Genomic DNA, 21834 nt, shown 5'->3' with positions numbered 1-21834 from the left:
TTCAAAAAATTTTCCGTTCGCTCACATTTCATTCATAGTGCGGTTTAAACCGGCGCTTTGCTGTTTAACTGAGCGATTTTCCGTGCAAATGCGGATACCTGCTGCCAGTCGGTATAGACCACTTCTTTACGGGTATCGGTTTCCCCACCGGTCATCTTCATGATTAAACGAATCATAAAGCGATCGTACCAGCGGTAACGCGGGTAGCGCAGCGCACCGGCAAAGACAGCGCACTCATCTGGCTGCCATGGCGAGCGCAGTAAAAACTTTCGCGTGTAGTTGTTGGTTTGCGGCGAACGCTTCTCCGGCTTCCGCGCCACCAGGTTAACCGAGAAGAACGCGCCCGGTAGCGCGTTCAGGTGTTGCTGATGTTGCTTAACAAAATTATCCAGCGCCGGGTTGAAATGGCCATAGCGAATCGATGCGCCAATGACCACCCGCTCATAAGCAGGCCAGTCTATCTTCTCCGCGCGATTGAGGTTCACCACGTCGGTGCTGACGCCCAACTCGCCCAGTTCCGAAGCCAGAAAGGAGGCAATCTCACGCGTTTGCCCGTCGCGGGTAGAAAAAAGTATCAGAGTTTTCACGCGTTGTTCCTTTAGTCACGCCAGAAGGTGGGGGTGAAGAGCACCAGTAATGTAAACACTTCAAGGCGACCAAAAAGCATATTGACGATTAAGATCCATTTTGCGACCGGGTTCATGCTGGCGAAGTTATCCGCCACGACGCCAAGCCCGGGACCAAGGTTATTTAACGTGGCGACCACAGAAGCAAATGCAGAGAAATCGTCGACGCCAGTGGCGATGATCGCCAGCATGCTGAGGATAAAGACCAGCGCATAGGCGGAGAAAAAGCCCCACACCGCTTCCAGAATTCGTTCCGGCAGCGCACGGTTGCCAAGCTTGATGCTATAGACCGCGTTCGGGTGCACCAGCCTTTTAAGCTCACGGTTACCCTGTTTGAAGAGTAAAAGAATACGGATTACTTTCAATCCGCCACCCGTTGAGCCTGCGCAGCCGCCAATAAAGGCCGAGAAGAGCAGCAGCACAGGCAGGAATAATGGCCAGCGGGCAATACTGTCGGTGGTAAAGCCTGCGGTGGTCGCCATCGACACCACCTGGAAGAACGCCTGATTCAGCGTGGTCATCGCCGAGGCATAAACGTTGTGGAACCACAGCACTACCGTGCAGATCACCACCAGCGTCAGCTGCACGCCAATAAACATGCGAAACTCAGGGTCGCGCCAGTACACTTTGAGGTTACGCCCGCTCAATAAAGAAAAGTGCAGGCCATAGTTACAGCCGGAGATCAGCAAGAAGATAGCGATGATGGTGTTAATGGTAGGGCTATCGAAATAGCCTACGCTGGCGTCATGAGTGGAAAACCCGCCGATAGCAATAGTAGAGAAGCTATGCCCGATAGCGTCAAAAGCGGGCATGCCGGCGAACCACAGCGCCAGCGCGCAGGCGACAGTAAGCAATACATAAATAAGCCACAGCGTCTTCGCCGTTTCGGCAATACGGGGCCGCATTTTATTGTCTTTCAGCGGCCCTGGCATCTCCGCGCGGTAAAGCTGCATGCCACCAACGCCGAGGATTGGGAGAATCGCTACGGCCAGCACAATGATCCCCATCCCACCAAACCATTGCAGCATCTGGCGATAGAAGAGAATCGCGTGCGGTAATGAGTCCAGCCCTACCAGCGTGGTCGCCCCGGTGGTGGTTAAGCCGGAAAACGATTCGAAGAAGGCGTCGGTGACGGTCAGGTTGGGCTGTTCAGAAAAGATAAACGGCAGCGCACCCACGCTCCCCAGCACGGTCCAAAACAGGACCACAATCAGAAACCCTTCGCGCGATTTAAGTTCGCCTTTCTGCCGGCGGTTTGGCCACCACAATATTGAGCCAATCGCCAGCGCGACAAAAAAGGTTTGGGTAAACGCCCGGCCTGCGCCATCGCGATAGAGCAGAGCAACCAGCCCTGGCAGAATCATCGTTCCGGAAAAGAGAATGACCAGAAGTCCAACAATTCGGGTAATGGCGCGAAAATGCATCTCTGCCGCTTCCTTTGATAAGCATAAAAAGAGGTGGGGATTATTCTTCAATCTTGCGTAATTGCAACGTACCGCGGCTGAAATCAGCAAGCTTCGCTGAAAATGCCGCCACTCCGGCTGCAGGAAGCGCCACGCGAAGCCCGACGGAGGCCTGATATTCGCTGGCGACAATCCTGCCGGAAAACTGTGCAATTAGCGTTTCGATTCCCGCCAGTTGCCCGTACTCGCACTGCAAAGTATATTCGGTTAACGGCGTCTTGCGCAGGGTCGTCAATTGGGCAAGCGCCTGACTGACCCCGCCGCCATAGGCTTTAACCAGCCCGCCGGTGCCCAACAGCACGCCGCCGTAATAGCGCACCACCACCGCCGTTATCTCCCCAACGCCGCTGCCCATTAGCTGGGCGAGCATCGGTTTGCCCGCGGTGCCCGCAGGCTCGCCATCGTCAGAAAAACCAAGCTGTTGCGAATCGTCCGGCGGCCCGGCAACCCAGGCCACGCAATGATGACGCGCATCAGGATGCTCCGCGCGCACGGACTCGACAAACATTTTCGCCGCCTCCACCCCGTCGGTATGCGCCAACAGGGTAATAAAGCGGCTTTTCTTGATCTCTTCGATAACCGTTACCGGCGCTGCGGGAATCGGCCAGCTTTCCATTACGCCAGCTTCAGGTCGCGCGTCATGTTCTCAGTGCCGTTCTCATGAATCACCACGTTATCTTCGATACGGATACCGCCGAACGGCTTAAGCGCCTCGATTTTTTGCCAGTTGAAGTGCTTACTGAACGGGCCTTCACGCCACGGCGCCAACAGAGACTCAATAAAGTAGATCCCCGGCTCAATGGTTAACACCATGCGCGGCTGCAGCACGCGGGTGCAGCGCAGGTAAGGATATTTTGACGGCGCCGCAAGATGGGTGCCACGGTCGTCCTGCATAAAGCCTGCAACATCATGCACCTGCAACCCCAGCGGATGACCAATACCGTGCGGCATAAATGGCCCGGTGAGATCGTTTTCCACCATCGCCTCTTCGCTCATATCGGTAAGGATTTGATGCTTACGCAGCAGCTTCGCGATGCGCTGATGGAACTGGAGGTGATACTCAATATAGTTAACGCCGGCTTTCATCGTGCCGATCAGCGCCAGCTGCTCTTCATTGACGTCTTTAATCAGCTGGGCGTAGTCGTTATCGCTATTAGCAGCCCAGGTACGGGTGAGATCCGCCGCATAGCCGTTATACTCCGCCCCGGCATCCAGCAGGAAGCTCCGCAGCTCCGCGGGCGCCCGATGGTCGAGCTTCGTGTAATGCAGCACGGCGGCGTGTTCATTAAGCGCCACGATATTGCCGTAGGGTACGTCGGTGTCACGATGGCCGGTCGCGGTCAGGTAGGCAAGGTTGATGTCAAACTCGCTCATGCCGGAGCGAAACGCCTCTTCTGCGGCACGATGGCCCATCACTGCCGTTTTTTGCGCCTCGCGCATACACGCCAGTTCATAATCCGTTTTATAAGCGCGGTAGTAGTGCAGGAAGTCAATGACCCCTTTCGGGTTGATATTTTCCGCTGCGATATCCAGGCTCCTGGCGCGCTCGGGCACCGGGCCGATATAAGCGACATTCCCGCGCGCCGCCGGTAACTGGCTGGCAATCTCTTCTGCTTTCGGCAGCGCAATGACATCAACCTCTTCGGTCCAGAAGGAAGTCGGCAGCGGCTCAACGTTGTGCCAGTAATCGACCGGCAGATAAAACCACAGCTTTGGTTTATTCACGCCATCCACCAGCAACCAGCAATTCGGCACCTGCGTTACGGGAACCCAGGCTTTGAACTGCGGGTTAACTTTGAAGGGATAGGGGTGATCGTCGAGAAAGACGTTGAACAGTTCGCCGGAGTGAATCAACAGCGCATCAAGTTTAAAGCGGGCCAGTACGTCGCGGGTCCGTTCTTGCAACGTAACAATATGATTTTTATATAACGCAGCCAGTGAGTCCATTTTTGTTCCTTCTGATTTTTTGCGCTCAAGTTGTCGCATCTTAGCACACCTGATTCCGGGTGGGCGATTTCGACCGAGCGTGATCAAACCAGCAATTCCTTAAAGAAAAATTTGCAATTTATTAACATAAAAACCACACTCCGCTTCATCTGGTATGACCAGATCACCTTGCTGGATTCAGGAGACTGACATGCTCTACAAAGGCGACACCCTTTATCTCAACTGGCTGGAAGATGGCATTGCCGAACTGGTGTTCGATGCGCCCGGCTCAGTAAACAAGCTTGATACCGCGACGGTTGCCAGCCTTGGCAACGCGCTGGATGTGCTGGAAAAGCAATCCGATCTCAAAGGCCTGCTGCTGCGTTCTGAAAAAGCAGCGTTTATTGTCGGTGCGGATATCACCGAGTTTCTTTCCCTGTTCCTGGTTCCGGCAGAGCAACTGAGCACCTGGCTGCATTTCGCCAACAGTGTCTTTAACCGCCTCGAAGATCTGCCGGTGCCGACCCTCTCCGCCGTCAACGGCTATGCGCTGGGCGGCGGCTGCGAATGCGTCCTGGCAACCGACTACCGTCTGGCGACGCCGGACCTGCGCATCGGCCTGCCGGAAACGAAGCTGGGCATCATGCCGGGCTTTGGCGGCTCCGTGCGTATGCCCCGCATGCTGGGCGCGGACAGCGCGCTGGAAATTATTGCCGCCGGTAAAGATGTCGGCGCTGAGCAGGCGCTGAAAATCGGCCTGGTGGACGGCATTGTGAAGCCCGAAAAATTAAAAGAGGGCGCGCTGGCGATTCTGCGTCAGGCAATTAACGGCGATCTGGACTGGAAAGCCAAACGCCAGCCGAAGCTGGAGCCGCTCAAGCTCAGCAAGATCGAAGCGACCATGAGCTTCACCATCGCCAAAGGCATGGTGGCGCAGACGGCAGGCAAGCATTACCCGGCGCCGATGACCGCCGTGAAGACCATTGAAGCCGCCGCGCGCTTTGGCCGTGACGAGGCGCTGAAATTAGAAAACCAGAGTTTTGTCCCGCTGGCGCACAGCAACGAAGCCCGCGCGCTGGTTGGTATCTTCCTGAACGATCAGTTCGTAAAAGGCAAAGCGAAGAAGCTGACCAAAGAGGTGGAAACGCCGAAGCAGGCCGCAGTGCTGGGCGCCGGTATTATGGGCGGCGGCATCGCTTACCAGTCGGCGTGGAAAGGCGTACCGGTGATCATGAAGGATATCAACGACAAGTCGCTGACGCTGGGGATGACCGAAGCCGCCAAACTGCTGAATAAGCAGCTTGAGCGCGGCAAAATTGACGGTCTGAAAATGGCAGGCGTGATTTCGACGATTCACCCGACCCTCGACTACGCTGGCTTTGACCGCGTGGACGTGGTGGTAGAAGCAGTGGTTGAAAACCCGAAGGTGAAAAAAGCCGTGCTGGCGGAAACCGAAGACAAAGTCCGCCCGGATACCGTGCTGGCGTCAAACACCTCCACCATTCCTATCAGCGAACTGGCAAGCGTCCTCAAGCGCCCGGAAAACTTCTGCGGGATGCACTTCTTTAATCCGGTACACCGGATGCCGCTGGTGGAAATCATTCGCGGCGAGAAAAGCTCGGATGAAACCATCGCCAAAGTGGTCGCCTGGGCGAGCAAAATGGGCAAAACGCCGATTGTGGTTAACGACTGCCCCGGCTTCTTCGTCAACCGCGTGCTGTTCCCCTACTTTGCCGGATTCAGCCAGCTACTGCGCGACGGCGCGGACTTCCGCAAAATCGACAAAGTGATGGAAAAGCAATTCGGCTGGCCGATGGGCCCGGCGTACCTGCTGGACGTGGTGGGCATTGATACCGCGCATCATGCGCAGGCGGTGATGGCCGCAGGCTTCCCGCAGCGGATGCAGAAAGATTACCGCGACGCCATTGACGCCCTGTTTGACGCCGGTCGTTTTGGTCAGAAGAACGGTATGGGCTTCTGGCGCTACAAAGAAGACAGCAAAGGCAAGCCGAAGAAAGAAGAGGACGCCACCGTGGACGGCCTGCTCGCCGGGGTGAGCGAGGCGAAGCGCGATTTCAGCGACGAAGAAATCATCGCCCGCATGATGATTCCGATGGTCAACGAAGTGGTGCGCTGCCTGGAAGAAGGCATTATCGCCAGCCCGGCGGAAGCCGATATGGCGCTGGTCTATGGCCTCGGCTTCCCGCCGTTCCACGGCGGCGCGTTCCGCTGGCTGGACACGCTCGGCAGCGCGAAATATCTCGATATGGCGCAGCAGTACCAGCACCTCGGCCCGCTGTACACGGTGCCGGAAGGGCTGCATGACAAAGCGCGCCATAACGAACCGTACTATCCCCAGGTTGAGCCTGCCCGTCCGGCTGGCGCACTGAAAACGGCTTAAGGAGTCACAATGGAACAGGTTGTCATTGTCGATGCGATTCGTACCCCGATGGGCCGTTCGAAGGGCGGCGCGTTTCGCAACGTGCGCGCGGAAGATCTCTCCGCACATTTAATGCGTAGCCTGCTGGCGCGCAACCCGGCGCTGGATGCCACGGCGCTGGACGACATCTACTGGGGCTGCGTGCAGCAAACCCTGGAGCAGGGCTTTAACATCGCCCGTAACGCCGCGCTGCTGGCGGAAATCCCGCACTCGGTCCCGGCGGTTACCGTCAACCGTCTGTGCGGCTCGTCAATGCAGGCGCTGCATGATGCCGCGCGGATGATCATGACCGGCGATGCGCAGGCCTGCCTGGTGGGCGGCGTGGAGCATATGGGCCATGTGCCGATGAGCCACGGCGTGGATTTCCATCCCGGCCTGAGCCGCAACGTCGCCAAAGCGGCGGGCATGATGGGGCTGACGGCGGAGATGCTCTCGCGTATGCACGGCATCAGTCGTGAAATGCAGGACGCCTTTGCCGCGCGTTCGCATGCCCGTGCCTGGGCCGCCACCCAGTCCGGCGCGTTTAAAAACGAGCTTATCCCCACCGGCGGCCATGACGCAGACGGCGTGCTGAAACAGTTTAACTACGACGAAGTGATCCGCCCGGAAACCACCGTCGAGGCGCTCTCCACCCTGCGCCCGGCGTTCGATCCGGTGAGCGGAACGGTAACGGCAGGCACCTCGTCCGCCCTTTCCGACGGCGCCGCCGCGATGCTGGTGATGAGCGAAAGCCGCGCCCGCGAACTGGGGCTGAAACCGCGCGCCCGCGTGCGCTCGATGGCGGTAGTGGGCTGCGACCCGTCGATTATGGGCTACGGCCCGGTTCCGGCATCGAAGCTGGCGCTGAAAAAAGCGGGTCTCACCACCAGCGATATCGGCCTGTTTGAGATGAACGAAGCGTTCGCCGCACAGATCCTGCCGTGCATTAAAGATCTGGGGTTAATGGAGCAGATTGACGAGAAGATCAACCTCAACGGCGGCGCGATCGCGCTGGGTCATCCGCTGGGCTGCTCCGGCGCGCGTATCAGCACCACGCTGCTGAACCTGATGGAACGCAAAGACGTTCAGTTCGGGCTGGCGACCATGTGCATCGGCCTGGGTCAGGGCATCGCGACGGTGTTTGAGAGAGTGTAATCGAAGAATATTCCCCTAAATCATTCGCATTGCATCGCGGCGGCAACTGCGCGAATCCCCGGTCACATAGTTAACTATGTGACCGGGATGAGCAAAGGCAGCCAACAAAGAGGCAGCGTGAATGATGACGGGAAAAGGTTTAGTTGCCGTTCTTCCCGCCTGTCAGGGGCGGGTTTTTTATTTAAATAAACGCAAACGCGTCGCCAAACAGGCGGTCTTCACGCGCGCCGCGCTCATTGCAGAACAGATCGCGGGCGATTTTCGCCATCTCGAAACGGCCGGCAATGTAGATATCGTGCCCGGAGAGGGTGCCATAATCCTGCAACACGGCGGTAAGTACCGTCCCGGTACGGCCACGCCAGTTCTCTTCCGGCTGCTCAACGACCGGCACCACGCGCAGGCCAGGGTGGTTAACAGAGAGCGCTTCCAGCTCGGCCAGATCGTAAAGGTGCTTCTCTTCACGCCCGCCCCAGTAGATGGCAATTTCACGGTCCGGCTGCTGCGCCAGCGCGGTCAGCAGAATTGAGCGCGCATAGGAGAAACCGGTACCGCCAGCAATCAGCACCAGCGGGCGCTGCTCATCTTCGCGCAGCCAGGCATCGCCGTGGGGAATGTCCACCACGATCTGCCGGTCTTTCAGGATACGATCCATTACGGCCATGGCGTAAAGATTCAGTTCGGACGCGCCAATATGCAGTTCAATAAACTCATGCTCATCCGGTGTAGAAGCCATTGAGAAGGGGCGTTTATCTCGCTCATCCATCACCACCATCAAGTACTGGCCGGCGCGAAAAGAGAACGCCGCTTCGGGTACTAAACGGACGCGATATACGGTATCGGTGATGGCGTCTACCGAGGTCACTTTACAGCTTAAGGTTGTCATGCGCTCCCTCTGTCGGGTTCATAATTGTTGTCGTCATGTCTGGCGAAACGGCGGCGCGTCAGGCGCTTTTGCCGTCAGTAAAAATGGCCAGTTCATCCCAGATAGCGTCAATACGCGCTGTTACCTCAGGGTCCTTTCTGATGGGGCGGCCCCACTCGCGTTGGGTTTCGCCAGGCCATTTATTGGTGGCGTCCAGGCCCATTTTTGAACCAAGGCCGGAAACCGGCGAGGCAAAATCCAGATAATCGATTGGCGTGTTCTCCACCAGTACGGTATCCCGTGCCGGGTCCATACGGGTGGTGATCGCCCAAATCACATCGTTCCAGTCGCGGGCGTTAACATCATCGTCGCACACGATAACGAACTTGGTGTACATAAACTGGCGTAAGAATGACCAGACGCCCATCATGACCCGTTTCGCGTGCCCCGCGTACTGCTTCTTCATCGTGACAACGGCCAGGCGATAGGAACAGCCTTCCGGCGGCAGATAAAAATCAACGATTTCCGGGAACTGCTTCTGCAGAATCGGTACAAACACTTCGTTCAACGCGACGCCGAGCACCGCAGGCTCATCGGGCGGGCGGCCGGTATAAGTAGAGTGATAAATCGCATCTTCACGCCGGGTAATGTGTGTCACCGTAAACACCGGGAAGTTATCAATTTCATTGTAGTAGCCCGTATGGTCGCCATAGGGCCCTTCCGGCGCCATTTCCCCCGCCTCGATATAGCCCTCCAGCACCATCTCGGCGCTGGCCGGGACTTCCAGGTCGCTTGAAACGCACTTCACTACTTCTGTTTTCGTGCCGCGCAGCAGGCCGGCGAACGCATATTCCGACAGCGTATCCGGCACGGGGGTCACCGCGCCGAGAATGGTCGCCGGGTCGGCGCCCAGCGCCACAGCGACCGGGAATCGCTCTCCGGGATGCGCCGCGCACCACTCCTGAAAATCCAGCGCGCCGCCACGGTGTGAAAGCCAGCGCATAATGAGCTTATTTTTGCCAATAAGCTGCTGGCGATAGATCCCTAAATTCTGGCGCTCTTTATGCGGCCCGCGGGTGACGGTCAGCCCCCAGGTAATCAACGGCGCCGCGTCATCCGGCCAGCACTTCATAATAGGGATTTTAGTCAGGTCGACCTCATCGCCTTGCAGCACCTTTTGCTGGCAGGGCGCGCCGCGTAACCGCTTCGTGGGCATATTCAGCACCTGCTTAAACTGCGGCAGCTTATCGAACAGGTCACGAAAGCCTTTCGGCGGCTCCGGCTCCTTAAGGAAGGCCAGCAGTTTGCCCACTTCGCGCAGCGCGCTTACCTCTTCCTGCCCCATGCCCAACGCGACGCGACGGGGCGTGCCGAAAAGATTGCACAGCACCGGCATGTCGTAGCCTTTCGGGTTTTCGAAAAGCAGCGCCGGGCCGCCCGCGCGCAGAGTGCGATCGGCGATTTCCGTCATCTCAAGGTGAGGATCGATCGGCAGCGTAATGCGTTTTAGTTCGCCCTGCTGTTCCAGCAGCGTCAGAAAATCACGAAGGTCATGGTATTTCATGGGGTTTTAATGGCCTCTTGCTAAGCGCTTTATTATACGGTGTTCATCTGCACGTTGCTGTAACTTTGTTAAATCAAGGTGAAATACAACGGTAAATATTGACGCCATTTATAATCACCTTAGCCATCGCCGCGCACTTTTGTTATGCTTGCGCACCGAGCTTCCGGGAAAGAATCATTATGCAATCGTGGTATTTACTGTACTGCAAACGAGGCCAGCTTCAGCGCGCTCAGGAACATCTTCAACGCCAGGCGGTAAGCTGCCTGACGCCTATGATCTCGCTGGAAAAAATCGTTCGTGGCAAACGCACTACGGTGAGCGAACCGCTCTTTCCAAACTATCTGTTTGTGGAGTTCGACCCGGAGGTAATTCACACCACCACGATTAACGCCACCCGCGGCGTCAGCCATTTTGTTCGCTTCGGCGCGCATCCGGCGCAGGTGCCCTCAACGGTTATCCACCAGCTTTCCCTCTATAAGCCCGAAGGCGTAACCGATCCAGGTACACCCTACCCCGGCGACAGCGTGGTGATCACCGAAGGGGCGCTGGAAGGGCTGGAAGCGATTTTCAAAGAGCCGGACGGCGAGGCCCGTTCCATGCTGCTGCTCAACTTGCTGAATAAGCAGGTGTTGCAGAGCATCAGAAATACCGATTTCCGCAAAGTCTGACCTGCCGCTACAGGCGGATGCCGAACAACGTCTGTACATTGCTATCCGTTTTCTCGCTAAGCCATGCGGCCTCTTCGCCGCGCAGCTGCGCTACGCTTGCAAGAATATGCCCCAGATGCGCCGGTTCATTGCGCCGCGACGCGGGCTTCGGCGACAGATCGCGCGGCAGCAGATAAGGCGCATCCGTTTCAATCAGCAGGCGGTCAGCGGGAATATGCGGCACTACCTCGCGCAGCGCCTGTCCGCGCCGCTCATCGCAGACCCACCCGGTAATGCCCAGCCACATTCCGCGCGCCAGGCACTCCCGCGCCTCCTCAAGGGTGCCGGTAAAACAGTGCACTACCGCGCCGGGCAGTTTATCAAGCCACGGCTCCAGCAGGGTCAGAAAACGCGAGTGGGCATCGCGGCAGTGTAAAAATACCGGCAGGGCGAGATCCGCCGCCAGCGCCAGCTGCGCGGTGAAGGCGCGCTCCTGCTCCTGCGGCGTGGAAAAGTTGCGGTTGAAATCGAGCCCGCACTCCCCTATCGCCACCACTTCCGGCTGCGCGGCGAGTCGCCGAAGCGCCGCCCCTGTCTCTTCCGTCCAGCTACTGCTGTCATGGGGATGCACGCCCGCCGTAGACCAGCAGCCGGGATAGCGCTTCGCCAGCTGTAGCGCCTCTTCGCTTTCGTGCAGGTTCGTGCCGGTCAACAGCATTCCGCGCACGCCCGCAGCCCGTGCCCGCTCAACCACCGCATCGCGGTCTTTGGCAAACTGGCTGCTGGTGAGGTTTACGCCAATATCAAACATATGCCGCTCCATACAACAACCGCCCTGACGGGCGGCTGGTTACTCTTCGGTTTCTTCTTCGTCAGGAAGGCGACGCTTGCCGGTGTAGAAACGCGCGCAGAAAACGCCCACTTCAAACAGGCAGTACATGGGGATAGCCAGCAGCGTCTGGGAGAAGACGTCCGGCGGCGTCAGCAGCATGCCCAGCACAAACGCGCCGACTAACACATACGGGCGTTTATAGCGCAGGGACTCTGGGGTAGTGACGCCCATCCAGCACAGCAGCACGATGGCGACCGGCACTTCAAACGAGACGCCAAACGCCATAAACAGCGCCATCACGAAGTTCAGATAGCTGGCAATGTCGGTGGAAACCTGCACCCCTTCCGGCGCGGTGTGCGTCAGAAAGCCAAACGCCAGCGGGAAGACCACAAAATAGGCGAACGCCATGCCGATATAAAACAGCAGCGAGCTGGAAATCAGCAGCGGCACTACCAGTCGCCGTTCGTGCTTATAGAGCGCAGGGGCCACAAACGCCCACACCTGGTAGAGCACCACCGGCGCGGACAAAATCAGCGACACCATAAAGGTCAGCTTTATCGGCGTAAAAAACGGCGAGGCGACATCGGTGGCGATCATCGTCGCCCCCAGCGGCATCTGCTTGATAAGCGGCGCCGCGACCAGATGATAGATATCGTTAGCGAAGTAGATTAGCGCCAGAAAGATAACCGCGACCGCAATAATGCAGTTCAGCAGGCGCTTACGCAGCTCAATCAAATGAGAGATGAGCGGTTGGGTATCGTCTACAGCCATGTTCAGGATTTATCACTTGAAGAAGGGCCGCCATCAGAAAGCGGTTTCGCTTCCGCGGCCTGGGTTACAGGTTTTTTCGCATCGGGCATTTCGGGTGCCTGCTCCGGCGCGCTGGCCTGATTTTCAGCCGCTGCCGGGGTCGCGCCCTCGTGCTGCGCTTCGTTATCTTTGACCAGCGGGTTGTGGATAGTGTGCGCTTCGTCGCTGCTCTTTTCCGGGTCGTTGGCGCTATAAGAGCGCTTCATCGACTCTGCCGCCTGCCGAAGTTCATCCATCGACGCTTTCAATTCTGGCGACAGGTTGTCCAGACTCGCCTTTTCCACTTTTTTCAGGCTGTCCTGAAATTCCTGCAGCTTGAGCTCTTGCGTCAGCTCATTTTGCACCGTGGTGGCGAGGGAGCGCAGCGCTCTTACCCACCCCATTACCGTGCGTACCGCAACTGGCAGGCGCTGTGGCCCGAGCACCACCAGCCCGATGATAAACACGAGTAACAGTTCGCTAAAACCAATATCGAACACGAATTACACCTGCTCTTTGTCGTGACGCTTTTCGTCTTTCTTCACATCATCTGGTTTATCAGCAAGAGATTTCGCGGTGAAATCCGCATCCTCAGCGGTTTTGTCTTTCTCTTGCTTATCGTCATCGCCCATCGCTTTCTTAAAGCCCTTGATGGACGCGCCAAGATCGGAGCCAATCGACCCGAGTTTTTTGGTGCCGAACAGCAGCACAACGATGACTGCGATAATTAACAACTGCCAAATACTGATACCGCCCATACACGCTCCTCTATAAGCGATGAGAAAGAAAAGAGGCCACAGTATACGTTACCCGGCCTCCCTGGAGCGACGTTAAAATCAGCGCGTTTTGCGCCAGCCTATGATCCAGGCGAGGACGCCGCCTGCCATCAACCAGCCTGGTGAGTAACCCCACTCCGGGCGATTAATCAGCAGCAGTGTCCCGCTCAACAGTAGCGTCGCGCCAATACCGAACAGGTAGCGGGACTGCCCCTGGCGGACATGGTTTGTTTCCAGCTCACGGGCGATCTTATCAACGCTGTGCTGTAATTGCTTGCCCTGGCGCAAACTGTTGTAGATCAGTTCAGGCAACTCCGGCATTTTCTCAATCCAGAAAGGCGCTTTTTCTTTCACTGACCTGACCAGCGCGGGCAGACCCACCTGATCTTTGATCCACGTTTCGAGAAAAGGTTTCGCCGTTTTCCATAAATCGAGCTGCGGATAGAGCTGACGCCCCACCCCCTCAATATAGAGCAACGTTTTTTGCAGCAGCACCAGCTGCGGCTGCACTTCCATATTGAAGCGACGCGCGGTATTGAACAGGTTCAACAGCACATGGCCGAAGGAGATCTCCGCCAGCGGTTTTTCAAAGATCGGTTCGCAGACGGTGCGAATAGCAAACTCGAACTCTTCGACGTTGGTATCCGGCGGCACCCAGCCGGAGTCAACGTGCAGCTCCGCCACTTTGCGGTAATCACGGTTAAAAAAGGCGATAAAGTTTTCCGCCAGATAGCGCTTATCTTCTTTGTTCAGCGAGCCGACAATGCCACAGTCGATGCCGATGTACTGCGGGTCGTGGGGATGATCGTAGCTAACGAAAATATTGCCGGGATGCATGTCGCCGTGGAAGAAGCTGTCGCGGAACACCTGGGTGAAGAACACCTGCACGCCGCGCTCGGCCAGCAGCTTCAGATCGGTGCCGTTTTTCTCCAGCGCCGCCACATCCGATACCGGAATACCGTAAATACGCTCCATGACCAGCATGGTCTGGCTGCAATAGTCGGAATAGACTTCGGGCACGTAGAGCATCGGGCTGCCTTCGAAATTCCGCCGCAGCTGAATGGCGTTTGCGGCTTCCCGCAGCAGATCCAGTTCGTCGATCAGCGTCTTTTCATATTCGCGCACTACCTCTCGCGGGCGCAAACGGCGGCCATCGGGCAGCAGGCGCGGCAGCCAGCCCGCCAGGCGATGAATCAGTTTCAGGTCCGCTTTGATGATGGGCAAAATGTCCGGGCGAATAACCTTAATCACCACCTCTTTGCCGTTCTCTTTCAAGCGCGCGGTATGCACCTGAGCAATAGAGGCAGAGGCCAGCGGTTCGATAGAAAAATCGTCAAACCACTCCTCTACCGGCCTGTCGCCCATCGCTTTCTCGATCTGCCGTTTGGCGAGCACGCCATCAAACGGCGCGACGCGGTCCTGCAGCAGCGCGAGCTGGTCAGCAATATCCGGTGGGAAAAGATCGCGGCGGGTAGAGAGCATCTGGCCAAATTTGATCCACACTGGCCCCAGCTCCTGCAGCGCAAGACGCAGACGCTCTCCAAGCACCCGATCCTTATGACGATTGGGCATCCAGAATAACGTCCGCCGCCAGAGGCGCAACGGCAGAGTAACACGCATGCGGGGGATAAGTTCATCCAGGCCATAGCTTAAGAAGGTCTGGATGATGAAATAGAGGCGCCGAATCTCTCCTGGCGTCATTTGCCCTCCAGTTTATCGAGGCGTTGAGTTAACGCATCCGCTGCGCGTTCTACGGCGGCGGCTTCCTCCGCAAACCAGGCCACTTCCAGCGCCCCAGGCGCGACGCGCCACTCTTCGGTCAGCGCTTCTGCCACGTAGCGCGTCTGGCGGGTGACGTTTCGACGCAGCAGCGATGCGCCGCCGCGAAATGCTTTCCCTAGCCCTTCTGCCGCCACATCGCCGGTCCAGGGGGCCAGCAGTTCAGCAATATCGAACTCCGCTAAATCCATCAGCGCGGCGAAATTCTGCACAACCTGAATATCGCCCTGCACTTCCAGTTCGCCGGTACGAATCAGCGCGGTGAGCTGCTGGCGGTCACGCAGCTTAGGCAGCACGCGCAGTTGGGTGATGACCGTACAGTCGGCCTCGCCTTCCCACTCGCCCAGCACATCCGCCTGCCGCTCGCTAAACGCGATCGCCAGCGGGGAAGAGAACTCTTTGAGCGTAATGCGCAACACTTTTCCCTGCAAACGCTGCCGGGCCGGTTTCAGCGCCCGCTCGCGGTAGAAAAAGGTGTTCAGTACCCGCTCGATACCTGCGGTCACCAGTGGCTTTAAGGGCATATAAACTCCTGTCAGAACTTATAGCCGCGATGCAGAGCGACAATGCCTGCGGTCATATTGTAGTAGTCGACGTTTTCGAACCCGGCGTCCTGCATCATCGCTTTCAGCGTCTCCTGATCGGGATGCATACGGATTGATTCAGCCAGATAGCGATAGCTTTCCGCATCGCTGGCGACCAGCTGGCCGATACGCGGCAGCACGTGGAAGGAGTAAGCGTCGTAGACCTTGCTCAGCGGTTCGATAACCGGTTTGGAAAATTCCAGCACCAGCAGGCGACCACCCGGTTTCAGCACCCGGAACATGGAACGCAGGGCGCGCTCTTTTTCCGTCACGTTACGCAGGCCAAACGAAATGGTGATGCAGTCGAAGGTATTGTCGGGGAAAGGCAGCGCTTCTGCGTTCGCCTGGACATACTCAACGTTGCCGACAATGCCGATATTACGCAGCTTCTCACGCCCCATTTTCAGCATCGAGTCGTTGATATCCGCCAGTACCACCTGACCGGTTTCGCCAACCAGACGGGAGAACTTCGCCGTCAAATCACCTGTGCCGCCCGCCAGATCGAGAACTTTCTGCCCACGACGCACGCCGCTACAGTCGATGGTAAAGCGCTTCCATAAGCGGTGAATGCCCATCGACATCAAATCATTCATGACATCGTATTTTGCGGCCACCGAATGGAAAACGTCTGCCACCATATCGGCTTTTTTATCTTTGGCGACGGTCTGAAAACCAAAGTGCGTTGTTTCGTTTGAATCTTCCGCCATCTTAGTGCCTGCTATTGAAGAAATTGTTCGTGAAGTGTAACAGATTGGGCGCGATTGCCCTATGTTTCGACATCCGGTCTTCCAGAGTCCCCCTCTATTTTAGCCGGGTTCTTAAACGGTAACTCCCTGTCCTTATTCATTTCTTGCGCATCGCTGCCACCATCCACTGTATTGCCGTTATTTCCCACATATTGGGATGACGTTTTATATTATGGTATTTGTGCGCAACGTCACCGATTTTACCGGGCGAGTTGTGAAAAGATTGTGTTCAAGAAAAGAGGATAACGGCATGGATAACACCGGGACATCGACAGCAGGCGTGCAGACCCTATTACGCGGTCTGGCCATCATCAACGCCGTCGACAAAGGTCACCACGACCTGAAAAGCATTGGCGAATTTACCAGTATAACGCGCAGTACAACGCACCGGCTGGCCGCCGCGCTCGTTGAGCAGCGTTACCTGCGCTACAGCCATGGTGAGGGGTATACCCTGGGCTCAAGGCTGATGGAATTAGGGGCCAGAGCGCTGGAGAGCACCTCGCTGCTCTCGCTGGCGCGCCCTGTATTGCAGAAGCTGGCGCACTTCACGCTCGATACCGTGCATCTGGCCGTTTGCGAAGATGATGAAGTGCTCTACCTCGACAAAATTAATAGCCAGCGCGGGCTGGAGATGCGTTCGCGGATCGGAACGCGCATGCCGCTGCCGCTTACCGGAATTGGCAAGGCGCTGCTGCTCAACCACAGCGAAGAAGAGTGGCGAACGCTGTTTTTACGCTACTGCCGTGAAGATGCGCTGGAAGATTTCATGACCAAAATGCGCACCTATGCCCGGGACGGATACGCCTTCGATCTGGAAGAGAATGAGCCCACTATCCGCTGCGTCGCCGCGCCGGTTTTTGATGCCAGCAATACGCTTGTCGCCGCGATTTCCGTTGCCAGCACGACGACCTATATGTCGCTTGAACGGATGCGGGAGCTCACGCCGTTTGTCCAGGCGTGCGCCGGGGAGATCTCACAAGAACTGGGATGGTCAAAACAGCAGAAGCATCAACGTTAACTCATCTGTACAGGAACACTATGGCAAGGAAACTGATTGCCCTTGACTGGGGCACAACATCGTTAAGGGCATGGCGCTATGACAGCGACGGCCAGCCGCTGGAAAAACGCGAATCGCCGTGGGGCATCAGGCAACTGCCGGTTGAAAGCGCCCACCGTGATGACGCCTTTTACGAAACGCTGCGCAAACTCTGCGGTGAATGGCTCGACGAGGGCAATCCAGCGATTATCGCCTGCGGTATGGTGGGTAGCGCCCAGGGCTGGCGGGAAGCCGCCTATGCTCCCTGCCCCGCCACGCCTGATGTGCTCGTCCACCACCTTACCGATGTGGCCCGTGATGGTAAGTCGCTGTTAAAAATCGTTCCTGGCGTCAATAAAGTCGGCGCGTTGCCGGAAGTGATGCGTGGCGAAGAAACGCAAATCGTCGGCGCATTGATTGCCGATGACACGCTGATGCAGGCGAATCTCGACGGGCAAACGCTGCTGATTGGGCTTCCCGGCACCCACTCAAAATGGGCGTTTGTGCAAAATAGCAGCATCGTCGATTTTCACACCTTTATGACCGGGGAGGTCTATTCCGCGTTAAGCCAGCACACGCTGCTTGGCGCGACGTTCGCCCCTGCCGACGCCCCCTGCTGGGACGCCTTTGATGAAGGGTTACGGGTTGCCGCGGCCAACCATCAAGCAGGGCTGCTATCGACCATTTTTTCAACCCGCACGCGTTATCTGTGCGGCCAACTCCAGCCTGAACAGCAGGCCGATTATCTGTCGGGTTTGCTGATAGGGCACGAACTATGCGGGCTGGAAACCTGCATCAATAAGACCGACAACATCTCAGCGGCAGTCGCGCTGATTGGTAGCGACGCGCTGTGCTCTCGCTATCAGCGCGCCTTCTCCTGTTTTCACCCGCAGCGATCGGTACGAATTATTAAAAACGCCACTGAAAAAGGGCTATGGCATATCGCACAAACGGCGGGCTTACTTACCAACACCAGGGAACTCTGAATGGACTTTAAAACAACATTACAACAAAGCGGCCTTATCGCCATCCTGCGGGGTCTGCGGCCTGAGCAAGCGCAGGAGATTGGCGAACGGCTCTATTCAGCCGGATTTCGCTTAATCGAAGTGCCGCTGAACTCGCCCGAACCGCTGGAAAGCCTGCGCATAATGCGTGAAACACTGCCCGATGACTGCCTGCTCGGCGCCGGTACGGTGATGTCCACCGACCAGGTTGATGCGGTAAAAGAGGCGGGAGGGCAGCTAATCGTGATGCCCCATAGCGATCCGCAAGTGATTAAACGGGCTAAGGCGCTGGGTATGGTGTGCACGCCGGGCGTCGCCACGCCGACCGAAGCTTTCGCCGCGCTCAATGTCGGGGCGGATGCGCTGAAACTGTTCCCGGCGGAGCAAATTTCCCCCGCCATTGTGAAAGCGTGGCGCGCCGTGGTGCCTGCCGACATTCCAATGCTGCCCGTCGGCGGGATCACCCCAGAAAACATGCAAGAGTATCTTAACAATGGAGCCAATGGATTTGGGCTCGGTTCTTCGCTCTGGAAAGCCGGGATGACACCGGTACAGGTTTATGAACACGCCACGCGGTTTATGGACGCCTGGCATCATCGCAGTCAATAAGGATAATAATCATGTTACAAAAGCTTACCTTCTCTACCAAAATGGCGGCGCTGACTTTAGTAGCAGGCGCACTCTTTACTACCGCGCCGGTTAAGGCTGCGGACTACCCAACAAAACAGATTGATCTGGTGGTGCCTTACGCGGCTGGCGGCGGGACCGATCTCGTTGCCCGCGCGTTCGCCGACGCGGCCAAAAAGCATCTTCCCGTCAGCATCGGCGTTATTAACAAACCTGGCGGCAGCGGCGCCATCGGCTTTAGCGAAATCGCCGCCGCGCGTCCTAACGGCTACAAAATCGGCCTTGGCACCGTTGAGCTGACGACCCTGCCCAGCCTTGGCATGGTACGTTTCAAAACCAGTGACTTTACGCCGATCGCCCGTCTGAACGCCGACCCGGCGGCTATCACCGTTCGCGCGGACGCCCCGTGGAATACCGTCGAAGAGTTTCTGCAATGGTCGAAAGAAAACCCCGGCAAGGTGCGTATTGGCAACTCCGGCACCGGTGCTATCTGGCACCTGGCCGCCGCCGCGCTGGAAGATAAAACCGGCGCGAAATTCACCCACGTTCCGTATGACGGCGCAGCGCCTGCGGTAACCGGTCTGCTTGGTGGCCATATTGAAGCCGTTTCCGTCAGCCCAGGGGAAGTGATTAACCATGTGAAAGGCGGCAAGCTGAAAACCCTCGCTGTGATGTCCGACGAGCGCATCAAAAACATGCCGGACGTGCCCACCTTAAAAGAGAAAAATATCGATCTCTCCATTGGCACATGGCGTGGGCTGATCGTACCGAAGAAAACCCCGCAGAACGTGGTTGATGTATTAGCGAAAGCGGCGAAAGAGACCGCCGAAGAGCCTGCCTTCCAGGATGCGCTGAATAAGCTGAACCTGAACTATGCATGGCAGGATAGCGCGGGCTTCCAGCAGCAGATCGTTGAGCAGGAAGCGTATTTCGCCACGCTCCTGGCGCAGCTGAATCTGAAAAAATAAAACAGGGTACGGTTATGGTGTCTAAAAAGATGACGTCTCCATCAGCCGACCTCCGCCGATCCAGCGTTACGACCACGGCGGTCGTAACGCTACTCCTCTGCGCCATTGCGGGTGCGGTCATTTATTTCGCATCTGACTTCCCCGCAACGGCCATTGAGACAGACATCGGCGCAGGCGCATTTCCGATGTTCTACGCCAGCGTACTTATCCTTCTCGCCCTGGCGTTGTTATGGGGCAGCCTACGCCGCGCGCCGCAGGCAGTGGCGGAGAAAACAGACAAAATGGCGTGGTTCAGAACAGCGACCGGCGTGGCGCTAATGCTGGTGTACATCGTACTGATGAGCTATGTCGGCTACCTTGTCACAACGCCGCTGTTTCTCATCTGCATCATGGTGCTAATGGGATATCGTCGACCGGTGCTGACACCGAGTATCGCCGCATTAATGACCGGCATCCTCTGGTTGCTTTTTGTCGAAGCGTTACAGGTACCGTTGCCTGTAGGTTCACTTTTCGAATAACGGGAGCCAGACATGTTTGAAAGCGAACTTTTAATTCAGGGCATATCAACGCTGTTCAGCAACCCGATGGCGCTGGCGCTGGCGGCGATGGGCGTGATGCTGGGCATATTGATCGGCGCGTTACCCGGCTTAACCGCGACCATGGGCGTCGCCATTCTGCTGCCTTTTACCTACGGCATGGACCCTGTCTCCGGGCTGCTGATGATTTGCGGCGTCTTTTTCGGCGGCGTATACGGCGGTTCCATCACGGCTATTTTGCTGAAAATTCCGGGTACGCCCGCAGCGGCGGCGACGGCAATCGACGGTTATGAACTGACAAAACAGGGCAAGGCCGGGCTGGCGCTCAGCACCGCAACGTTCTCGTCATTCAGCGGCGGGACGATAAGCATCATCATTCTGATGTTTCTCTCCCCGATCCTCGCCAGTTGGGCGCTGAAATTCAGCGCGTCTGAATCTTTCGCGCTGGCCGTTTTTGGCCTCAGCATTATCGCCAGCATCTCCGGCGAATCGTTAGTTAAAGGGCTGATCTCCGGCGTGGGCGGGCTGCTCATCGCCACCATTGGCCTGGACCCGATGGGCGGCTTTCCCCGTTTTACCGGCGGCTTTGTCGAGCTGATGAACGTGCCGTTCATCCCGGTAATGATTGGTCTGTTTGCCGCCTCGGAAGCCTTTCGTTCCATGGAGAAAAACCAGACGATTCAGAAGAGTGCGCGGGTGGCGATTGGCAGTCTGATGTTGCCCTGGCAGCAGCTTCGCCGCCTTATCGCCACCATACTGCGTTCGTCCGGGCTGGGGGTATTTATCGGTATGATCCCCGGCGCGGGGTCGGATATCGCGGCTTTTGTGGCGTATAACGAAACCCGTCGCTTTAGCAAAACCCCGGAAAACTTCGGTAAAGGGGAGCTTAAAGCCGTCGCCTCCTGCGAGGCGGGCGCAAACGGCTGCACCGGCGGCGCGCTGCTGCCGATGTTGACGCTGGGTATCCCTGGGGATGCGGTCACCGCCATTATGCTGGGGGCGTTAACCTTGCAGGGTATGCAGCCCGGCCCGCTGATGTTCACCGAACACGGGGATATGGTTTACACCCTGTTTGTCGGGATGATCTTCTGTTACATCATGCTGCTGGTGCTGGGGTTGCTGTCGCTGAAACTGGTGACTAACGTGGTGAAAATCCCTGGCAATATCCTGACGCCGTTGATTCTGGCGCTGTGTGTGGTTGGCACCTATGCGCTGAACAACAGTCTGTTTGACGTGGGTATCATGCTGATTGCAGGCGTGGTGGGCTATTTCATGCAGAAAGGCGGCTATCCGGCTTCGCCGGTGGTGCTGGCGCTGATTATGGGGCCGATGGCGGAGAGCAATTTCCGCCGGGCAATGTCCCTTTCAGGCGGCTCGTTAGACTTTTTGTACACCCGCCCTATCACGCTGGCGCTGCTGTCGCTGGCAGCCGTCACGTTGCTGACGCCGGTTATTCGTCAGGGGCTTAAAAGAAGAAAAGAGAAGTAGTGGAAGA

At 57.1% G+C, this 21834-nt stretch carries 22 protein-coding genes; 9 read left to right on the top strand and 13 right to left on the bottom strand.

Going from position 1 to position 21834, the window contains the following annotated elements:
• Window positions 1-44: 44 nt before the first annotated feature.
• From hemG to pepQ, 4 genes are read right to left on the bottom strand one after another with little or no spacing between them, the layout of a single operon-like run.
• Window positions 45-587: a menaquinone-dependent protoporphyrinogen IX dehydrogenase gene (hemG, locus tag ENTHG_RS23045; protein WP_044185779.1), complete on the bottom strand. Its 543-nt coding sequence runs from the start codon at window positions 585-587 to the stop codon at window positions 45-47.
• Window positions 588-598: 11 nt separating this feature from the next.
• The gene (trkH, locus tag ENTHG_RS23040) at window positions 599-2050 is read right to left on the bottom strand and encodes a Trk system potassium transporter TrkH (protein ID WP_044185777.1); all 1452 of its coding nucleotides are present in this window, start codon (window positions 2048-2050) and stop codon (window positions 599-601) included.
• A gap of 40 nt (window positions 2051-2090) precedes the next feature.
• Window positions 2091-2705, bottom strand: coding sequence for an IMPACT family protein (locus tag ENTHG_RS23035; RefSeq protein ID WP_044185775.1), 615 nt, complete (start codon window positions 2703-2705; stop codon window positions 2091-2093).
• Window positions 2705-4036, bottom strand: a complete 1332-nt coding sequence (gene pepQ, locus ENTHG_RS23030; RefSeq protein WP_044185773.1) for a Xaa-Pro dipeptidase — start codon at window positions 4034-4036, stop codon at window positions 2705-2707. Before pepQ ends, ENTHG_RS23035 begins: the two co-directional genes overlap by 1 nt.
• A gap of 190 nt (window positions 4037-4226) precedes the next feature.
• Here pepQ and fadB point away from each other — a divergent pair, with 190 nt between their 5' ends.
• Both fadB and fadA read left to right on the top strand, forming a co-directional pair.
• Window positions 4227-6416 (top strand): fatty acid oxidation complex subunit alpha FadB, encoded by a 2190-nt coding sequence (gene fadB, locus ENTHG_RS23025; protein WP_044185771.1) that lies wholly within the window; start codon window positions 4227-4229, stop codon window positions 6414-6416.
• A gap of 9 nt (window positions 6417-6425) precedes the next feature.
• Window positions 6426-7589 carry an acetyl-CoA C-acyltransferase FadA gene (gene fadA, locus ENTHG_RS23020; protein ID WP_044185769.1) on the top strand — a complete coding sequence of 388 codons (1164 nt, stop codon included), beginning with the start codon at window positions 6426-6428 and terminating at the stop codon, window positions 7587-7589.
• Between the two features lie 181 nt (window positions 7590-7770).
• Here fadA and fre read toward each other — a convergent pair whose 3' ends face one another.
• Both fre and ubiD read right to left on the bottom strand, forming a co-directional pair.
• The gene (gene fre, locus ENTHG_RS23015) at window positions 7771-8472 is read right to left on the bottom strand and encodes an NAD(P)H-flavin reductase (protein WP_044185767.1); all 702 of its coding nucleotides are present in this window, start codon (window positions 8470-8472) and stop codon (window positions 7771-7773) included.
• Between the two features lie 58 nt (window positions 8473-8530).
• Complete coding sequence (gene ubiD, locus ENTHG_RS23010; protein ID WP_044185765.1) at window positions 8531-10015, bottom strand: 4-hydroxy-3-polyprenylbenzoate decarboxylase; 1485 nt, start codon at window positions 10013-10015, stop codon at window positions 8531-8533.
• A gap of 179 nt (window positions 10016-10194) precedes the next feature.
• Here ubiD and rfaH point away from each other — a divergent pair, with 179 nt between their 5' ends.
• A complete protein-coding gene (gene rfaH, locus ENTHG_RS23005) occupies window positions 10195-10683 on the top strand; it encodes a transcription/translation regulatory transformer protein RfaH (protein WP_044185763.1) in 489 nt (162 codons plus the stop codon).
• A 7-nt stretch (window positions 10684-10690) separates the two neighbouring features.
• Here rfaH and tatD read toward each other — a convergent pair whose 3' ends face one another.
• The 7 genes from tatD to ubiE all read right to left on the bottom strand — a co-directional run bounded on the left by tatD (window position 10691) and on the right by ubiE (window position 16129).
• Window positions 10691-11473, bottom strand: coding sequence for a 3'-5' ssDNA/RNA exonuclease TatD (gene tatD, locus ENTHG_RS23000; protein WP_187371656.1), 783 nt, complete (start codon window positions 11471-11473; stop codon window positions 10691-10693).
• Window positions 11474-11512: 39 nt separating this feature from the next.
• Window positions 11513-12265 (bottom strand): Sec-independent protein translocase subunit TatC, encoded by a 753-nt coding sequence (gene tatC / locus ENTHG_RS22995; RefSeq protein ID WP_044185760.1) that lies wholly within the window; start codon window positions 12263-12265, stop codon window positions 11513-11515.
• Between the two features lie 2 nt (window positions 12266-12267).
• Window positions 12268-12783 carry a Sec-independent protein translocase protein TatB gene (gene tatB / locus ENTHG_RS22990; RefSeq protein ID WP_044185759.1) on the bottom strand — a complete coding sequence of 172 codons (516 nt, stop codon included), beginning with the start codon at window positions 12781-12783 and terminating at the stop codon, window positions 12268-12270.
• 3 nt (window positions 12784-12786) lie between these two features.
• On the bottom strand, window positions 12787-13041 hold the full coding sequence (tatA, locus tag ENTHG_RS22985) for a Sec-independent protein translocase subunit TatA (protein WP_044185757.1): 255 nt from the start codon (window positions 13039-13041) through the stop codon (window positions 12787-12789).
• Window positions 13042-13119: 78 nt separating this feature from the next.
• The gene (gene ubiB, locus ENTHG_RS22980) at window positions 13120-14760 is read right to left on the bottom strand and encodes a ubiquinone biosynthesis regulatory protein kinase UbiB (protein WP_044185755.1); all 1641 of its coding nucleotides are present in this window, start codon (window positions 14758-14760) and stop codon (window positions 13120-13122) included.
• Window positions 14757-15362, bottom strand: coding sequence for a ubiquinone biosynthesis protein UbiJ (ubiJ, locus tag ENTHG_RS22975; protein WP_044185754.1), 606 nt, complete (start codon window positions 15360-15362; stop codon window positions 14757-14759). Before ubiJ ends, ubiB begins: the two co-directional genes overlap by 4 nt.
• An 11-nt stretch (window positions 15363-15373) precedes the next feature.
• Window positions 15374-16129 (bottom strand): bifunctional demethylmenaquinone methyltransferase/2-methoxy-6-polyprenyl-1,4-benzoquinol methylase UbiE, encoded by a 756-nt coding sequence (ubiE, locus tag ENTHG_RS22970; protein ID WP_044185752.1) that lies wholly within the window; start codon window positions 16127-16129, stop codon window positions 15374-15376.
• A gap of 289 nt (window positions 16130-16418) precedes the next feature.
• Here ubiE and ENTHG_RS22965 point away from each other — a divergent pair, with 289 nt between their 5' ends.
• From ENTHG_RS22965 to ENTHG_RS22940, 6 genes are read left to right on the top strand one after another with little or no spacing between them, the layout of a single operon-like run.
• Window positions 16419-17186 (top strand): IclR family transcriptional regulator, encoded by a 768-nt coding sequence (locus ENTHG_RS22965; RefSeq protein WP_044185750.1) that lies wholly within the window; start codon window positions 16419-16421, stop codon window positions 17184-17186.
• A 20-nt stretch (window positions 17187-17206) separates the two neighbouring features.
• Complete coding sequence (locus ENTHG_RS22960; RefSeq protein ID WP_044185748.1) at window positions 17207-18190, top strand: 2-dehydro-3-deoxygalactonokinase; 984 nt, start codon at window positions 17207-17209, stop codon at window positions 18188-18190.
• Complete coding sequence (locus tag ENTHG_RS22955) at window positions 18191-18817, top strand: 2-dehydro-3-deoxy-6-phosphogalactonate aldolase (protein WP_044185746.1); 627 nt, start codon at window positions 18191-18193, stop codon at window positions 18815-18817.
• A gap of 11 nt (window positions 18818-18828) precedes the next feature.
• Window positions 18829-19803, top strand: coding sequence for a tripartite tricarboxylate transporter substrate binding protein (locus ENTHG_RS22950; RefSeq protein WP_052332767.1), 975 nt, complete (start codon window positions 18829-18831; stop codon window positions 19801-19803).
• Window positions 19804-19817: 14 nt separating this feature from the next.
• On the top strand, window positions 19818-20321 hold the full coding sequence (locus ENTHG_RS22945) for a tripartite tricarboxylate transporter TctB family protein (RefSeq protein WP_044185744.1): 504 nt from the start codon (window positions 19818-19820) through the stop codon (window positions 20319-20321).
• A 12-nt stretch (window positions 20322-20333) separates the two neighbouring features.
• A complete protein-coding gene (locus ENTHG_RS22940; RefSeq protein WP_044185742.1) occupies window positions 20334-21827 on the top strand; it encodes a tripartite tricarboxylate transporter permease in 1494 nt (497 codons plus the stop codon).
• Window positions 21828-21834: the final 7 nt, after the last annotated feature.

The organism is Phytobacter massiliensis JC163, from assembly GCF_000321045.1.
Classification (GTDB): Bacteria; Pseudomonadota; Gammaproteobacteria; order Enterobacterales; family Enterobacteriaceae; genus Phytobacter_A; species Phytobacter_A massiliensis.
This window is presented reverse-complemented; position numbering and strand designations above follow the sequence as displayed.

Bases quoted from the DNA above. Each gene is read 5' to 3' on its own strand.
- ENTHG_RS22945 (WP_044185744.1), top strand. From the start codon at position 19,818: ATGGTGTCTAAAAAGATGACGTCTCCATCAGCCGACCTCCGCCGATCC.
- trkH (WP_044185777.1), bottom strand. From the start codon at position 2,050: ATGCATTTTCGCGCCATTACCCGAATTGTTGGACTTCTGGTCATTCTC.
- ENTHG_RS22955 (WP_044185746.1), top strand. From the start codon at position 18,191: ATGGACTTTAAAACAACATTACAACAAAGCGGCCTTATCGCCATCCTG.
- ENTHG_RS22960 (WP_044185748.1), top strand. From the start codon at position 17,207: ATGGCAAGGAAACTGATTGCCCTTGACTGGGGCACAACATCGTTAAGG.
- pepQ (WP_044185773.1), bottom strand. From the start codon at position 4,036: ATGGACTCACTGGCTGCGTTATATAAAAATCATATTGTTACGTTGCAA.
- fre (WP_044185767.1), bottom strand. From the start codon at position 8,472: ATGACAACCTTAAGCTGTAAAGTGACCTCGGTAGACGCCATCACCGAT.
- fadA (WP_044185769.1), top strand. From the start codon at position 6,426: ATGGAACAGGTTGTCATTGTCGATGCGATTCGTACCCCGATGGGCCGT.
- rfaH (WP_044185763.1), top strand. From the start codon at position 10,195: ATGCAATCGTGGTATTTACTGTACTGCAAACGAGGCCAGCTTCAGCGC.
- tatA (WP_044185757.1), bottom strand. From the start codon at position 13,041: ATGGGCGGTATCAGTATTTGGCAGTTGTTAATTATCGCAGTCATCGTT.
- tatC (WP_044185760.1), bottom strand. From the start codon at position 12,265: ATGGCTGTAGACGATACCCAACCGCTCATCTCTCATTTGATTGAGCTG.
- ENTHG_RS22940 (WP_044185742.1), top strand. From the start codon at position 20,334: ATGTTTGAAAGCGAACTTTTAATTCAGGGCATATCAACGCTGTTCAGC.
- ubiE (WP_044185752.1), bottom strand. From the start codon at position 16,129: ATGGCGGAAGATTCAAACGAAACAACGCACTTTGGTTTTCAGACCGTC.
- ubiB (WP_044185755.1), bottom strand. From the start codon at position 14,760: ATGACGCCAGGAGAGATTCGGCGCCTCTATTTCATCATCCAGACCTTC.
- ENTHG_RS22950 (WP_052332767.1), top strand. From the start codon at position 18,829: ATGTTACAAAAGCTTACCTTCTCTACCAAAATGGCGGCGCTGACTTTA.
- ENTHG_RS22965 (WP_044185750.1), top strand. From the start codon at position 16,419: ATGGATAACACCGGGACATCGACAGCAGGCGTGCAGACCCTATTACGC.
- ubiJ (WP_044185754.1), bottom strand. From the start codon at position 15,362: ATGCCCTTAAAGCCACTGGTGACCGCAGGTATCGAGCGGGTACTGAAC.
- fadB (WP_044185771.1), top strand. From the start codon at position 4,227: ATGCTCTACAAAGGCGACACCCTTTATCTCAACTGGCTGGAAGATGGC.
- ubiD (WP_044185765.1), bottom strand. From the start codon at position 10,015: ATGAAATACCATGACCTTCGTGATTTTCTGACGCTGCTGGAACAGCAG.
- ENTHG_RS23035 (WP_044185775.1), bottom strand. From the start codon at position 2,705: ATGGAAAGCTGGCCGATTCCCGCAGCGCCGGTAACGGTTATCGAAGAG.
- tatD (WP_187371656.1), bottom strand. From the start codon at position 11,473: ATGTTTGATATTGGCGTAAACCTCACCAGCAGCCAGTTTGCCAAAGAC.